The organism is Aliiroseovarius sp. Z3 (genome assembly GCF_029105185.1).
Lineage (GTDB): Bacteria > Pseudomonadota > Alphaproteobacteria > Rhodobacterales > Rhodobacteraceae > Aliiroseovarius.
In genome coordinates, this window is the sequence record NZ_JAFMZK010000003.1 from 193,730 (window position 1) to 208,802 (window position 15,073).

General features: G+C 57.8%; 12 protein-coding genes. 8 read left to right on the plus strand and 4 right to left on the minus strand.

From position 1 onward, the window contains the following. Positions 1-54: 54 nt before the first annotated feature. Complete coding sequence (locus J3R80_RS06620) at positions 55-669, minus strand: hypothetical protein (protein ID WP_275392975.1); 615 nt, start codon at positions 667-669, stop codon at positions 55-57. 52 nt (positions 670-721) lie between these two features. Between J3R80_RS06620 and J3R80_RS06625 the strand changes: the two genes are divergently transcribed. The 3 genes from J3R80_RS06625 to J3R80_RS06635 all read left to right on the plus strand — a co-directional run bounded on the left by J3R80_RS06625 (position 722) and on the right by J3R80_RS06635 (position 2,591). Then, positions 722-973 carry a hypothetical protein gene (locus J3R80_RS06625; protein WP_275392976.1) on the plus strand — a complete coding sequence of 84 codons (252 nt, stop codon included), beginning with the start codon at positions 722-724 and terminating at the stop codon, positions 971-973. 31 nt (positions 974-1,004) lie between these two features. Further along, entirely contained in the window at positions 1,005-2,228 is a 1,224-nt protein-coding gene (locus J3R80_RS06630) for an argininosuccinate synthase (protein ID WP_275392977.1), read from the plus strand. Between the two features lie 75 nt (positions 2,229-2,303). Continuing rightward, a complete protein-coding gene (locus J3R80_RS06635; RefSeq protein ID WP_275392978.1) occupies positions 2,304-2,591 on the plus strand; it encodes an SCP2 sterol-binding domain-containing protein in 288 nt (95 codons plus the stop codon). Here J3R80_RS06635 and J3R80_RS06640 read toward each other — a convergent pair. Beyond that, positions 2,588-3,475: a ribokinase gene (locus J3R80_RS06640; RefSeq protein WP_275392979.1), complete on the minus strand. Its 888-nt coding sequence runs from the start codon at positions 3,473-3,475 to the stop codon at positions 2,588-2,590. The genes J3R80_RS06635 and J3R80_RS06640 overlap by 4 nt on opposite strands. 175 nt (positions 3,476-3,650) lie before the next feature. Between J3R80_RS06640 and J3R80_RS06645 the strand changes: the two genes are divergently transcribed. The 3 genes from J3R80_RS06645 to J3R80_RS06655 all read left to right on the plus strand — a co-directional run bounded on the left by J3R80_RS06645 (position 3,651) and on the right by J3R80_RS06655 (position 7,840). Beyond that, positions 3,651-4,670, plus strand: a complete 1,020-nt coding sequence (locus tag J3R80_RS06645) for an isocitrate/isopropylmalate family dehydrogenase (protein ID WP_275392980.1) — start codon at positions 3,651-3,653, stop codon at positions 4,668-4,670. Positions 4,671-4,735: 65 nt separating this feature from the next. Continuing rightward, positions 4,736-5,488: a GNAT family N-acetyltransferase gene (locus J3R80_RS06650; RefSeq protein WP_275392981.1), complete on the plus strand. Its 753-nt coding sequence runs from the start codon at positions 4,736-4,738 to the stop codon at positions 5,486-5,488. A gap of 138 nt (positions 5,489-5,626) precedes the next feature. Continuing rightward, positions 5,627-7,840, plus strand: coding sequence for an NADP-dependent isocitrate dehydrogenase (locus J3R80_RS06655; protein WP_275392982.1), 2,214 nt, complete (start codon positions 5,627-5,629; stop codon positions 7,838-7,840). Positions 7,841-7,891: 51 nt separating this feature from the next. On the opposite strand, the gene J3R80_RS06660 is transcribed toward J3R80_RS06655, so the two are convergent. After that, positions 7,892-8,767 carry a hypothetical protein gene (locus J3R80_RS06660; protein ID WP_275392983.1) on the minus strand — a complete coding sequence of 292 codons (876 nt, stop codon included), beginning with the start codon at positions 8,765-8,767 and terminating at the stop codon, positions 7,892-7,894. 45 nt (positions 8,768-8,812) lie between these two features. After that, positions 8,813-11,074: an NADP-dependent malic enzyme gene (locus J3R80_RS06665; RefSeq protein WP_275392984.1), complete on the minus strand. Its 2,262-nt coding sequence runs from the start codon at positions 11,072-11,074 to the stop codon at positions 8,813-8,815. Between the two features lie 242 nt (positions 11,075-11,316). On the opposite strand from J3R80_RS06665, the gene galE reads away from it, so the two are divergent. Further along, a complete protein-coding gene (galE, locus tag J3R80_RS06670) occupies positions 11,317-12,327 on the plus strand; it encodes a UDP-glucose 4-epimerase GalE (protein ID WP_275392985.1) in 1,011 nt (336 codons plus the stop codon). Between the two features lie 94 nt (positions 12,328-12,421). Continuing rightward, the gene (mutS, locus tag J3R80_RS06675; RefSeq protein ID WP_275393261.1) at positions 12,422-15,043 is read left to right on the plus strand and encodes a DNA mismatch repair protein MutS; all 2,622 of its coding nucleotides are present in this window, start codon (positions 12,422-12,424) and stop codon (positions 15,041-15,043) included. The last annotated feature ends 30 nt before the right edge of the window (positions 15,044-15,073 follow it).

Genomic DNA, 15,073 nt, shown 5'->3' on the forward strand with positions numbered 1-15,073 from the left:
CCAACATGTCTGGATCACCAGCAGGGTATTGGCAAGCCTGATCCAGCCGCCGTCTTATTGAAGCGACAGCTCTCGCCCTTCGACGTAGTGGCCATAGATTGTTGTCACGACGCTGATCGAAACAATCGATAGGAACCATTGGGCAATAATCATAAAAGGCAACATGATCAAACCGGCCACCCCGCCCAGTAGAGCCAAAATGAAGGAGAGACAAAACATCACTACAAAACCAATCAGAAAGCTCCAGAAAAACAGCCCGATGATCGCCTTGCTTGATCCCTGTGTCGCTTTCCACGCTTCGGAAAGGCCAAGTCGTTGTCCCAAAGCGCGTGATACGAGAACGGGCGAAAATCGGGCCAAAACGACAATGGCTGCCAGAAAACAGATCAAGAAAACAATGGCAATCAAGGCGACCTGTCCGGGGCCTGCATCCGGGGTTCCGCCGGGTTGTGAGATTTCAGGAAACAGCCACCCAAACGCTATCACGCCTACTGGGGCCAAAAACAACACATAAGTCACGGTCAAAACCAAGGCCCAGATCACGTAGTTGATGATGTTCGATCCATGGAAAGTTGGAATCCAACCCCTTGGCGCTTCGTTCATCAGAACGTAGCGGTGCCACGCGACGGCGATCCATGCAGTTATGACCATGCTGATCAGGCCGATCACGAGCTGAAACGCAACGGCGCCTGCTGCTCCGAATGACACAAGAACCTGCGCATTGGCGACCACCCAAGATGATAACAGGAAAGAGACGACCATCATCAATATCATCAAAACGACAGAAATCCGCACTGCGGCACCAAAATTTCGTTCGACCATTCCGAAAGAATGCTTCAACAAAGCCCAACCCGTCATGTCACCACCTCAAATAGATTTTCACCAACCAAACACATCTTTCTCGCTATCGCAACACGGTCGCAAACTCGCCGGAGCGTATGCAAAACTTGCCCTTGGTAAAGAAACCAGCTAAGCGCGCAGCGATATCTTCGAAAGGGAAAACGATGTCTGCGCCCAAGAAAGTTGTCCTGGCCTATTCCGGCGGTCTTGATACCTCGATCATCCTGAAATGGCTTCAAACCGAATACGGTTGCGAAGTGATTACCTTCACCGCTGACCTTGGTCAGGGGGAAGAGTTGGAGCCGGCCCGAAAAAAGGCCGAGATGTTGGGCATCAAGCCGGAAAACATCCACATCGAAGACCTGCGCGAGGAATTCGTGCGCGACTATGTGTTCCCGATGTTTCGCGCCAATGCGCAGTACGAGGGGCTGTATTTGCTAGGCACCTCGATCGCACGCCCGTTGATCTCCAAACGGCTGGTCGAGATTGCCGAAGAACACGGCGCCGATGCGGTAAGTCATGGTGCGACCGGCAAGGGCAACGATCAGGTTCGGTTTGAATTGGCTGCCTATGCACTCAACCCAGAAATTAAGGTGATTGCGCCTTGGCGTGAGTGGGATCTTGGTTCGCGGACCCGTCTGCTGGAATTTGCAGAGCAGCACCAGATTCCGGTTGCCAAAGATAAGCGCGGTGAAGCGCCGTTTTCGGTTGACGCAAACCTTCTGCACACCTCGTCCGAAGGTAAGGTGCTGGAAGACCCTGCCGAAGATGCGCCGGATTACGTCTATCAACGCACCGTCCATCCGGAAGATGCGCCAGACACGCCTGAATTCATCGAAATCGGCTTTGAAAAGGGTGACGCTGTGTCGATCAACGGCGTCGCAATGTCGCCTGCAACCGTTCTGGCCGAGCTGAACGAATACGGCCGCAAGCACGGCATTGGCCGTCTTGACTTGGTTGAAGGTCGCTATGTCGGGATGAAATCGCGCGGTATCTATGAAACACCCGGCGGCACCATCTTGCTGGACGCCCATCGTGGCATCGAATCGATCACCATGGATCGTGGCGCGATGCATCTGAAAGACGAGCTGATGCCGAAATACGCCGAGCTGATCTATAACGGCTATTGGTTCTCGCCCGAGCGCGAGATGCTGCAAGCCGCCATCGACGCCAGCCAGGAACACGTCACCGGCACGGTGCGTATGAAACTTTACAAAGGCTTGGCCCGCGTGGTTGGCCGTTGGTCGGATCATTCGCTGTATTCCGAAGAACACGTAACGTTCGAAGAGGACATGGGCGCATATGACCAGACCGACGCCGCGGGCTTCATCCAGCTGAACGCCCTGCGCCTGAAGCTGATCGCGATGCGTGACCGTCGTTTCAAATAACCTCGCGCCACGTCACCGTGGACCGACGCTGAACGCCCCCGTATCAAACGGGGGCGTTTTTGTTTGGAGACCCAGATGCCACTGACCCCGATTGCCGAAAAGATCGAACGCGGCCTGAAGAAGCGTCCATTCGGCGAAAGCCTGAAACTGGACTGCGGTGGCGATGGTGTCATCGTGCTGCAGGATGGTGTCCTGTCGCGCGACGATGTCGATACGGCCTGCACAATCTCGATGACCCGTGACAATCTTGAAAAGCTCATGGCGGGAAAGCTGAACCCGGTCAGCGCCTTTGCGATGGGCAAGATCAAAGTGTCGGGTGATGTGTCGATTGCCATGCGTCTGGGGCAGCTGCTGAAAGGTTAATCAGAGCCTTTTTCTGCCAAAAACGCCTCGACCTCGGCCCGGCTTGGCATTGCATCTGCCGTGCCATGTCGCGTGACCTGAATGGCCGATGCGGCCGCACCAAACCGCATGGCATCAGCGATGGTCATACCCTGATCCAGCGCCGCGACGGTATTGCCGATGAAGCAATCGCCCGCACCCGTTGTGTCGACCGGATCGACCGTGAACGCATCCACCGAGATGCGTTCGCCCGTCGCCCCCACCCGCCACTCTGCGCCATTCGAACCACGTGTGATCAGAAGGTTGGGCACATCTATATCTTCGATGGCTGTGCCCAGCGCTTTGGACAGTTGCTGCGCCTCGACCTCGTTGACAACAAGAAGATCAACGACCGGCAACATCTGTATTGCGCGGGTGGCGTCGAAGGGGGCAGCAGAATAGACCACGAACGCGCCGCGCGCGCGGGCCATTTGGGCGGCCTCAAAGGTCAGACCGGTTTCATTTTGCAAAACAAGATAGTCATCTGACCCCGCTTCGCGCAGTGCTTTGTCAATCTGCGCCTCGGAAATCTGCGCATTTGCGCCGGAATAGAGAATGATCAGGTTCTCGCCAGCCGTATCAACGCAGATATTCGCATGGCCGGTTGCGGTCGACAGAATGACAACATGATCTGTATCGACGCCCGCATCAGACAGTCGCGCCTTGCACCATTCACCTTCGGCGCCGATGGCACCGATATGGCGAACCTGAGCGCCCGACAGCGCAGCGGCGATGGACTGGTTTGCACCCTTCCCCCCCAATCCAACACGATAGGACAAGGATGCAAGCGTTTCACCCGAGACGGGCAGATGATCCACCTCGTAGAAGTGATCCATGTTGATAGAGCCCAGATTGTAGATCGCCACGGCGCCCTCCCGTTTTGGAGCAGCCTATTGCAGTGGACAGCGATCACAAGGGAAAGCTAGGTTGGAAGACAATCGCCCCTAGTTTATTCGGGATCATGAATTTGACTTTCCACTTGTATTCCATTGTATACCGTTTAAGTGAGCATTGAACCCGCCCTTTAGCCAGGAGGCAACCATGACCACCAAGATCCAAGCAACCCTGATTCCCGGCGACGGCATCGGACCGGAAATCACCGAAGCTGTGACTGCCATTCTTGACCATATGGGCCAGCCGTTTGAATGGGACGTGCAACAAGCTGGTATGGCTGGCGTCGAGGCATCTGGCGATCCGCTTCCACAAGCCACCATCGACAGCATCCGCCGCACCAAGCTGGCGCTCAAGGGTCCGCTCACCACGCCGGTCGGTGGCGGCTACAAGTCGATCAACCTCCAGCTGCGGCAGGAATTCGAACTTTTTGCCAATGTGCGCCCCACCAAGACGATCAAGACCGATGGGCGCTATGACAATATCGACATGGTGATTTTCCGCGAAAATCTTGAAGGCTATTACATCGCCGACGAAGGTTATTTGGAGCATAACGGCGACCCCGAAGGTAAAGTCTATTCCACCGGCTACAACACAAAGGAAGAAGCGCGCCGCATCACCCGCGCAGCGTTCGACTATGCGGTGGCGAACGGGCGCAAGAAGGTGTCGATCGTGCACAAGGCCAACATTCTGAAACTGCTCTCCGGCATGTTTCTGGAAGAAGCCCGCGAAGTGGCCAAGGAATACGAAGGCCGCATCGAGGTTGACGAGCGCATTGTGGATGCCTGCGCCATGCAGATGGTGATGTATCCTGATGCGTTCGACGTGATCGTCACCACCAACCTGTTTGGCGATATTCTATCAGACCTCGCCGCTGGGCTGGTCGGCGGTCTTGGTCTGGCCCCCGGCGCAAATATCGGCAAGGACGCAGCGATCTTCGAAGCGGTCCACGGCTCGGCGCCTGACATTGCCGGACAACAGAAAGCCAACCCTTGTGCATTCCTGATGGCCGCAGGTCTGATGCTTGAACATGTAGGATTGAACGACGAGGCAAATCGTCTGAAGAAGGCCGTCATAGACACTGTTCAGGCCAAAGATCGCATTACCCCCGACCTTGGCGGCACGGGCAACACCATGTCGATTGCCGAAGCAATCATGGATCGCCTTTAACGGCATTTGACGCGGCTCAAAGACTGACACCGCCAAGCATGCGAGGCTCATTGAAGGAGGCTCGCATGACCAAATTGATCGCCGTCACCAATGATACCGTCGAAAAACACGGCTTCTTTTGCAAGATGAGCGCGCGCAAAACCACTGCGTGGAAGCGCAAGCGCGCTTGGCTGGCCGACCGGTTTGATGAAGGGTTGCAGTTGCGTTTGCTGGGTGACGGCGAACGTGGATTTGTCGAGTTTATCCCCGCAAGACATGCTTGGCGCGGGATCGAAAACGCTGATGATCTTGTCGCCATCCATTGTCTTTGGGTGGTCGGCAAAAGCAAAGGCAAAGGCCACGCCAAACAGTTGCTGAACGAGGTCGAGACCTGGGCGCGCGACCACGGCTATCGTGGCGTGACCGCCCTGACCCGTTCAGGAAATTGGCTGATCGACAAGAAGATACTGGCTTCGCGCGGCTATAAATCTGTTGATCAGTCAGACCCCGACTATGATCTGATGCTCGGGACGTTTGGCGATGGCCCCCTGCCGCGCATTGTCGGCGGATTCAATCAGAAAGCCGCCGCATGTGGCTCTGGGCTGACGGTGTTTCACAGCGCGCAGTGCCCGTATCTTGAAGACGCGGTCAATAACGCAAAGGATGCGGCGCACGAGGCAGGCATTCCCTTCCGAGCGATCGAAGTCACATCCGCACAGCAGCTTCGCCAGCAGGTTCCGAACCCCTATGGCGTGTTTTCCATCGTCTATGATGGACGTGAAATCGCTAGCAACTACCTTTTGAAGAAGCAGATCTTGCCACTGCTTGCATTATCATAGTCGAAAACGGCGCCTGCGTCCGCAAGTCCCTTTTTTTTCGCGGCAATCTTGTATATGTGGGTGTGGAAATCTCACCTTTCACCGTCTGGGCAATGGTCCCGAGGTGAAGCTCTCCGCGAAAAAAAGAGGTGTCCTGACATGACCGATACATCGCAACCTGATATTCTGTATACCATTGTAGACGAAGCGCCCGAGCTGGCCAGCGCGTCGTTCCTGCCCATCATCAAGCGTTTCGCCTCGGCGGCAGGCGTGACAGTTGGCACCAAAGACATTTCGCTTGCCGCGCGCATCATCTCGGCCTTTCCCGAGAATCTGACCGAAGACCAGCGCCAATCGGATGACCTGGCCGAGCTTGGCAAGCTGGTGAAAACACCAGATGCCAACGTGATCAAGCTGCCCAACATCTCGGCCTCGGTGCCACAGCTTGTCGCTGCGGTGGAAGAGCTGCAAGCTCAGGGTTATGCCCTGCCCGATTATCCCGAAGAACCCAAGACCGATGAAGAAAAGGCGATCCGCGCCCGGTATGATGCGATCAAAGGGTCTGCGGTGAACCCGGTTCTGCGCGAAGGCAACTCGGACCGTCGCGCCGCAAAGGCGGTGAAGAATTACGCCCAGAACAACCCGCATTCGATGGGGGATTGGTCGGCGGACAGCAAGACCAAGGTCTCGTCCATGCCGGACAATGATTTCTATGCCAACGAAAAGTCCGCGACGATTACCGCAGATCAGGCAGGTGATGCGAAAATCGAATTCGTCGGCAAGGATGGCAACGTGACCGTTCTGAAAGACGGCTGGACGCTGGACGAAGGCACGATTGCCGACGCCACCTTCATGTCGGCCAAGGCGCTGGGCGCCTTCCTGGCAGATGCCATCGCGGACACCAAGAAAGACGGCACCATGTTTTCGCTTCACATGAAGGCGACCATGATGAAGGTTTCGGACCCGATCATCTTTGGTCACGCCGTCAAGGCATGGCTGGCCCCGGTTTTCGAAAAATTCGCCGATAAGCTGGACGCACTGGGCGTGAACCCGAACTCGGGCATGGGTGACCTGTTGGAGCGGGTCGAAGGCGATGCCGAGATTATGGCCGCCATTGAAGCTCTGACCGCCGAGCGTCCTGCAATGTATATGGTCGACAGCGACAAGGGCATCACCAACCTGCACGTGCCCTCGGATGTGATCATCGACGCCTCGATGCCCGCCGTGATCCGTGCGGGCGGCAAGGGCTGGGATGCGGCAGGCAAAAAGGGCGACACCAACTGCGTGATCCCCGACCGCTGCTATGCCACTGTCTATGACGAAACGATCAATTTCTTCAAAGAAAATGGTAAACTGGACGTGACCACCGCAGGCGCCGTTGCGAATGTGGGCCTGATGGCGCAGAAGGCCGAAGAATATGGCTCGCACCCCACCACGTTCGAAGCGCCCGCTGACGGCACGATCCGCGTGGTTCTGGCAAACGGTGAAACCCTACACAGCCACGAGGTTGAGGCCGGCGATATCTGGCGCGCTTGCACCGTCAAGAAGGCTCCGATTGAAAACTGGATCGAGCTGGCGATGGATCGTCAACGTCTGACCGGGTCGGAAGCGATCTTCTGGCTGGATGCCAATCGTGCCCATGACGCCGAGCTGATCAAATATGTCGAACCCGCCCTGAAAACGGCCGGTGTTGCCGACAAGTTCCAGATCATGGCCCCGCGCGAAGCCACCCGCCAATCGCTGGAAACCATCACTGCGGGCAAAGATTCGATTGCCATCACCGGCAACGTTCTGCGCGACTATCTGACCGACCTGTTCCCGATCCTTGAGCTTGGCACCTCAGCCAAGATGCTGTCGATTGTGAAGCTGATGAATGGTGGTGGGTTGTTTGAAACAGGTGCGGGCGGCTCTGCCCCCAAACATGTTCAGCAGCTTGTTGAGGAAAACCACCTGCGCTGGGATTCGATGGGTGAATTCTGTGCGCTTGGTGAAAGCCTGAACTTCCTGGCCGACGCCAAGGGCAACACCAAAGCAGGCGTTTTGGGCCGCGCGGCCGAGGATGCCACGCAGGGCATTCTGGACAACAACCGCTCGCCCTCGCGCAAGGTCGGCGAACCGGACAACCGCGACAGCCACTATTGGTTCGCGCGCTATTGGGCCGAAGCCCTTGCTGCGCAAACCGACGACGCCGCGATTGCGGCAGAGTTCGCTCCGGTTGCCAAGGCTCTGGCCGACGGCGAAGATGCGATCCTGTCAGAGATCGCTGCGGTTCAGGGACCGGCTGCCGACATTGGTGGGTATTACCACCCCAGCGTCGAAAAGAAGGCGAAAGTCATGCGCCCAAGCGCCACGCTGAACGCCATCATTGGCTAACATTCCAGACAATACTGCAAATACACCCCGTCATTCGTGGCGGGGTGTTTTCTATTCGTCCTGACGCACTTGAGTCAGAACATTGGCCCGTGACAGTTCATCATGATCGGGGAACCAAATGGACCGATTTGGGCTGTCATAGATACGTGCCGCAAAACTGTCAGTGACGCCTTGCTGAACAAAGAAAGCCCTGTCGCGCTCTTGCTCGGCCTTGATGTCAAACTGCGGCAGTTTGGCGGCGTCCATCAGTGCGTAACCATGGAAACCCAGCCGCGCGTCTGGATCAGCCGTGCGCGTCGCCCCGGCAATGAAGACAATCGTGCAGGCCGAACTGCAGCTTTCATCAACATGTGTGTCTAACTTGGCCGAAACGATCAGTTTTGCCAGCCCACGCGCCTCGAATATATTGCCGCCGGAGCTGTTCAGATGAACAACGGAGATCCCATTATTATCGTCCAATATCGACGCCATCCGCTTGGTGACACCATGGGTCAGCGCGCCGCTGAATCTCACGACGCTCCGCGCCTCATCGACCGACAGTTCATATTGCGCTGCGCGCATCCGATCCATCTTTGTGGAATACAGCTCATCTTCGGGCAAGGCATTGGCGGCCAGTACCAGCCCCCACCACTGCGCCAGCATCACGGAAACACCGACGATCAATGCAATAATCCCGCCCCATAAGGGCAGCATCGAGCTGGACCCTGACAGGTTATGTTCAGCCGCCCGAAAATACCCGACGGACTGCCAGATCATGACGATAAGATCGCCCGCAACCGCCACGAACAGGACGGCCTTGGGCAAGGGCTGCGCCCATGTCAGCACCGCCAGAAGGCCGTAGACGCACAGCCGCAACAACACGCCGTTCACCCAAAACGAGCGGTTCAGGGGCTGCTCGCCACGCCAATGAGTTGTCAGATATCCCATGCCCCACGATAGGGACACAGGACAAAGCCGGTCAAACGGCCTTACTTATCGTTCACCCAGCCGAGCCGCCGCCAGAACCGCCATGTTCAGAATGTCGTTCGAGGTCGAATTCGTCGAACAAATCTGGATCGGCTGGTCGATGCCCGACAGAATCGGGCCAATGACCGTCGCGCCCGCAAGCTCCTGCATCATCTTGACCGAAATCGACGCCGAATGGCGCGCGGGAACGACAAGCACATTCGCCGGACCAGACAGGCGGCAGAAGGGGTAATGGGCCATCACCTCGGCATTCAGGGCCACATCGGCGGTCATCTCGCCATCAAACTCGAAATCCACACCGCGTTTTTCAAGGATCGCCGGGGCTTCGTGCATCTTCTCGGCCCGCTCCGACACCGGATAGCCAAAGGTCGAGAAGCTGACGAAGGCAACCCGCGGTTCAAGTCCAAGACCGCGCGCCACGCCGGCGGCACGCTCGGCGATATTGGCCAGATCTTCGGTTTCGGGCCATTCATGCACCAAAGTGTCGGCGATCAGCACGATCCGCCCCCTGTGCAGAACAGCGGTGACACCCACAGCGCCGTCAGTCGCCCTTGCGTCAAACACATGGTTGATCCGATCCAGAATGTAAGCGGATTTGCGTGTGGCCCCGGTGATCAGCCCGTCACCATGCCCGTGCGCCAGCATCAGCGATGCAAAAACATGTCGATCGCGCGCCGCAAGCCGATGAATGTCATGGCGGTCAAAGCCGTTGCGCTGCAAGCGTTCATACAAAAACTCTTTGTACTGATCCATATGGTCGGTGTTCGCGGCATTGACCACACGCAATTCGCGCACCGCATCGCCCAGCCCTTCGGCCTCCAGCTTGGCTTTCACATCTTCTTCGCGGCCAACCACCAACGCGCGGCCATAGCCATTGCGTTGATACTGAACGGCGGCCCGCAACACTTGCGGCGTATCGCCTTCGGCAAACACCATCGTCGCCTGATTCTTGCGCGCCCGGGCCGTGATCCCCCGCAAGATCGAGGCGGTTGGATCCATCCGCGCCTTCAGGCTTTGCTCGTAGCCATCCATGTCGATGATCGGACGACGCGCCACGCCAGTGTCCATCCCGGCACGCGCAACGGCTGGCGGCACGACATGAATCAAGCGCGGATCAAAGGGCGTGGGGATGATGTAATCGCGCCCGAAGGTCAGCTTCTTGCCATAGGCCATCGCGACCTCGTCCGGCACATCTTCGCGCGCCAACTCGGCCAGAGCGCGGGCACAGGCGATCTTCATCTCGTCATTGATGGCCCGCGCATTGATGTCTAACGCACCGCGAAACAGGTATGGAAAGCCCAGCACGTTGTTCACCTGGTTGGGATAATCCGACCGGCCCGTCGCCACGATTGCGTCATTGCGCACCTCGTGAGCCTCTTCCGGTGTGATCTCGGGATCTGGGTTCGCCATTGCGAAAATCACCGGATTATCCGCCATCGACGCAACCATGTCCTGCGTCACCGCCCCCTTGACCGACACGCCAAGGAACACGTCTGCGCCATCCATCGCCTCTTCCAGCGTGCGCAGATCGGTGTTGGCGGCGTGGGCTGACTTCCATTGGTTCATACCGTCTTTGCGGCCCTGATAGATCACGCCCTTGGTGTCGCACACGATGCAGTTGTCATGCTTGGCACCCATCGCCTTGATCAGCTCGATACACGCGATCCCGGCAGCCCCGGCCCCGTTCAGCACGATCCGGCAGTCTTCGATCTTCTTTCCTGACAAATGCAGCGCGTTCATCAGGCCAGCCGCACAGATCACCGCCGTGCCGTGCTGATCGTCGTGAAAGACAGGAATGTCCATTTCCTCTTTCAAACGCTGTTCGATGATGAAACATTCCGGCGCCTTGATGTCCTCAAGGTTGATGCCCCCAAAGGTCGGACCCATCAGTTTCACCGCGTTGATGAAGGCCTCGGGGTCTTCGGTGTCCAGCTCGATGTCGATCGAGTTCACATCGGCGAAACGCTTGAACAGAACCGCCTTGCCTTCCATCACCGGTTTTGAGGCAAGCGCACCAAGGTTGCCCAACCCCAAAACCGCCGTCCCGTTCGAGATCACAGCGACAAGGTTGCCCTTGTTCGTATAGTCATAAGCTGTCTGCGGGTCGGCGGCGATGGACTCGCACGGGACAGCAACGCCGGGGCTGTATGCCAGCGACAAATCGCGCTGTGTGGTCATCGGAACCGAGGGCGTAACCTCAAATTTGCCGGGCACGGGGTCCAGGTGGAAGGCAAGCGCCTCTTCCGAGGTTATCTTGGCTTTGGGCATAGGGGCGGCCTTTTGTAAATGATCGTTGTCCGGCAAAGCCTTACAGGGGGGAGGCAGCGGCCTCAACCACTAATCACGTAACTTTATGTCTGAAATGTTATTTGTGGCGCAATTATCATGCTGCAACCCCATTGTTATTCGCAACAACAGAAATTGCAGCGTGGTCGCCAGATCTCCACCATTCGCACGTGCCTTTTGGTTCGATCCGGCCTATACCTCGACCAATGACCAAGGGGCTTCACGTGGCACAAAAAATCTTACTTACCGGCGGGGCGGGATTTATCGGATCGCATACCTATGTTGCGCTGAAGAATGCCGGGTTTGAAGCGGTTATCCTCGACAACTTCTCGAACGCGCGCCGCGATGTAACAGACCGGCTTGAGGTTATCACGGGCGCACCTGTCATCTTGATCGAAGGCGATGTGCGCGACGAGGCGCTGCTGCACCGCATCTTCGCCGACCACGACATTACCGCCGTCATACATTTCGCTGCTCAGAAAGCGGTGGGGGAAAGCGTCGAGAAGCCGCTGGATTACATGGATTCGAATATTGCCGGGCTCTATGCCTTGCTCAGGTCAATGCAGCGGGCCGAAGTATTCAGGCTGGTCTTTTCGTCTTCGGCAACCGTATATGGCCAGCCCGATCAACTGCCTGTCAGCGAAACCGCCGCGCGCAGCTTCAACAATCCATATGGTTTTACCAAGCTGGTCTGCGAACAATCCTTGGAACAGATCGCCGCGTCGGACGATCGCTGGGCCTTCGGAGTATTGCGTTATTTCAATCCCGTGGGCGCACATGAAACCGGCCTGATCGGCGAAGATCCCAATGATATTCCGAACAACCTGATGCCCTATATTGCCAAGGTCGCCACCGGCGAACTGGCGCAGCTTTCGGTCTGGGGCGATGACTACGACACCCCGGATGGCACAGGTGTTCGCGACTATATCCATGTGATGGATTTGGCGAAGGGACATGTGCAGTCCCTTGATGCGCTGCTGACCTCGGGCACCGGGCACGTGGTCAATCTTGGCACCGGCACCGGGTATTCGGTGCTTGAGGTGCTGCGGGCCTATGAGCGCGCCTGCGGGCACACGATACCTTGCCGGATCGCGCCGCGTCGCGCTGGGGATGTGGCCCGCGTTTATGGCGATACGCGATTGGCTGAACAGATTCTGGGTTTCAAGGCGGAATTGGGTCTGGATGAGATGTGCGCCTCAAGCTGGAACTGGATCTCGCGACGTAAAAACACCTGATGGCCCTTTCGTCCGGGAAGTGAAGGACATAGTCTGTCGCAAACCGGATCACGGGGGATCAGAGGTGAGCGATAAGACGGCCAAAGTCACGCCGATGATGGCGCAATTTCTTGAGATCAAGGAAGGCTATCCCGACGCGCTTTTGTTCTATCGCATGGGCGATTTTTACGAGCTGTTTTTTGACGATGCCGTGGCCGCAGCCGCCGCGCTGGACATTGCCCTGACCAAGCGGGGCAAGCATCTGGGGGAAGACATTCCCATGTGCGGCGTGCCGGTTCATTCCGCAGAAGGATATTTGCTAACCCTGATCCGCAAGGGGTTTCGCGTCGCGGTTTGCGAACAGATGGAGGATCCAGCCGAGGCCAAGAAGCGTGGATCAAAGTCGGTGGTGAAACGCGACGTGGTCCGATTGGTTACACCCGGCACCCTGACCGAAGAAAGCCTGCTGGACGCGCGCCGTCACAACTTCTTGGCCGCCTATAACGAGGTGCGCGATGATGCGGCGCTGGCATGGGTCGATATCTCGACCGGGGCCTTCCGCGTCATGCCATGCAACCGCACACGGCTGTCGCCCGAGCTGGCCCGCCTTGCACCGCGCGAGATGGTCATCTGTGACGATCTAGGCGCGGAACTGGGTGGATTAGTCTCTGAATCCGGCGCATCCGAAACCGGCCTGGGACGCGCGGCATTTGACAGCGCCGGTGCTGAAAAACGCTTGCTGGAGCTGTTCAAGGTCGGATCGCTGGACGCCTTCGGTTCCTTTTCTCGTGCCGAGACGGGCGCGATGGGCGCGATTGTCGAATATCTTGACATCACGCAGAAAGGAAAGCTGCCGCTGCTGCGCCCTCCGGTTCGCGAGATGGCACATGGCACGATGCAGATCGACGCCGCCACGCGCCGCAATCTGGAGCTGACCCACAGCCTTTCGGGCGGACGGGATGGATCGCTGCTGTCCGTGATCGACCGGACAGCGACCGCAGGCGGCGGGCGCTTGTTGGAGCGTCGCTTGTCCAGCCCCTCCTGCGATCTGAAAGACATCCGCGCCCGGCTGGACGGGGTCACATTCTTCAAAGAAGCGCCGCGCCTGACCGAAGATGTCCGCGCGGCCCTGCGAAACGTTCCTGATATTGATCGCGCATTGTCCCGCCTTGGGCTTGACCGCGGCGGACCGCGCGATTTGGCCGCCATTCGCGGAGGGGTTGCGGCGGCGGCTGATATTTCCAAGACGCTTTCAGGTCAGGATCTGCCTGACAATCTGGCCAACGCTGCGAAAGCACTGACTGGGCATGACGACCTGTCCAGCCTGCTGGAAGACGCGCTGGTTGCCGAACCGCCCCTTCTGGCCCGCGACGGCGGCTTTATCGCACCCGGTTACGACACCGAACTGGACGAAGCGCGCCAGTTGCGCGACGAGGGGCGCGGCGTGATTGCCGGAATGCAGGCGCAATATGCTGAGCATACCGGCATCGGTAGCCTGAAGATCAAGCACAACAATGTTCTTGGCTATTTCATCGAAACAACAGCGACCCACGCCCAGAAAATGCTCGGCGCACCCTTGTCCGAGCATTATATCCACCGGCAAACCACGGCCAATGCGGTTCGATTCACCACCGTGGCGCTGAGCGATATGGAAACCAAGATCCTGAACGCCGGCAACCGTGCGCTGGAGATTGAGAAGAGGCTCTATTCCACCCTAGTTTCGCAGATTTTGGATCAGGCCGCCGAGCTTGCAACTACCGCTCGCGGCCTGGCCGAACTGGATGTGTCGGCAGGTTTCGCAACGCTTGCCCGATCAGAAAACTGGACCGCGCCGAAAGTCGATGACAGCCGTGTTTTCGATGTGCAAGCGGGACGCCACCCGGTGGTCGAAGCCGCGCTGAAGCGTGCGGGTGATCCGTTTGTCGCCAATGACTGTCGCCTTTCTGACGGCGCACGTGATGCCGACATCTGGTTGCTGACCGGTCCGAACATGGCCGGTAAATCCACCTTTCTGCGACAGAACGCCTTGATCGCGCTGCTCGCGCAAAGCGGAAGCTATGTTCCTGCCAAGTCCGCTCATATCGGGATCGTGTCACAATTGTTCAGCCGCGTGGGTGCGTCGGACGATCTGGCGCGCGGGCGATCCACTTTCATGGTCGAAATGGTAGAAACCGCCGCGATCCTGAACCAGGCAGACGACCGGGCATTGGTCATTCTGGATGAAATCGGACGCGGCACCGCGACCTATGACGGGCTGTCGATTGCCTGGGCCACGCTTGAGCATCTTCACGATGTAAACAGGTGTCGCGCTTTGTTCGCCACGCATTATCACGAGATGACACAGCTCGCCGCCAAGCTGGACGGCGTGGAAAACGCCACGATCGCCGTGAAAGAATGGGAAGGCGAGGTCGTCTTTCTGCACGAGGTGCGCAAGGGCGCCGCTGATCGGTCTTATGGCGTGCAGGTCGCCAAGCTGGCGGGCTTGCCTGACAGCGTGATTGCGCGGGCCAACACTGTTTTGGAAGCCTTGGAAAAAGGCGAGCGTGAAGGCACCGGTCAGAAGGCCGTGATCGACGATCTTCCCCTGTTTGCCGCCACGCCAGCCCCGGTGCAAACCAACACCAAAGGCCCGTCAGACATCGAGCTGGCCTTGGCGGACATTCAGCCCGACGGTCTCAGCCCGATCGAGGCGCTGAACCTGCTCTATCAGCTTAAGGAAAAGCTGGGCGACACATAAAAACGCCCCCGGCTCTGGGGGCGTTCTTGG

What these genes read in the sequence shown, in the direction of transcription:
- J3R80_RS06630 (WP_275392977.1), top strand. Translation starts at nt 1,005, where the DNA reads ATGTCTGCGCCCAAGAAAGTTGTCCTGGCCTATTCCGGCGGTCTTGAT.
- J3R80_RS06635 (WP_275392978.1), top strand. Translation starts at nt 2,304, where the DNA reads ATGCCACTGACCCCGATTGCCGAAAAGATCGAACGCGGCCTGAAGAAG.
- J3R80_RS06645 (WP_275392980.1), top strand. Translation starts at nt 3,651, where the DNA reads ATGACCACCAAGATCCAAGCAACCCTGATTCCCGGCGACGGCATCGGA.
- J3R80_RS06650 (WP_275392981.1), top strand. Translation starts at nt 4,736, where the DNA reads ATGACCAAATTGATCGCCGTCACCAATGATACCGTCGAAAAACACGGC.
- J3R80_RS06655 (WP_275392982.1), top strand. Translation starts at nt 5,627, where the DNA reads ATGACCGATACATCGCAACCTGATATTCTGTATACCATTGTAGACGAA.
- J3R80_RS06660 (WP_275392983.1), bottom strand. Translation starts at nt 8,767, where the DNA reads ATGGGATATCTGACAACTCATTGGCGTGGCGAGCAGCCCCTGAACCGC.
- J3R80_RS06665 (WP_275392984.1), bottom strand. Translation starts at nt 11,074, where the DNA reads ATGCCCAAAGCCAAGATAACCTCGGAAGAGGCGCTTGCCTTCCACCTG.
- mutS (WP_275393261.1), top strand. Translation starts at nt 12,422, where the DNA reads ATGATGGCGCAATTTCTTGAGATCAAGGAAGGCTATCCCGACGCGCTT.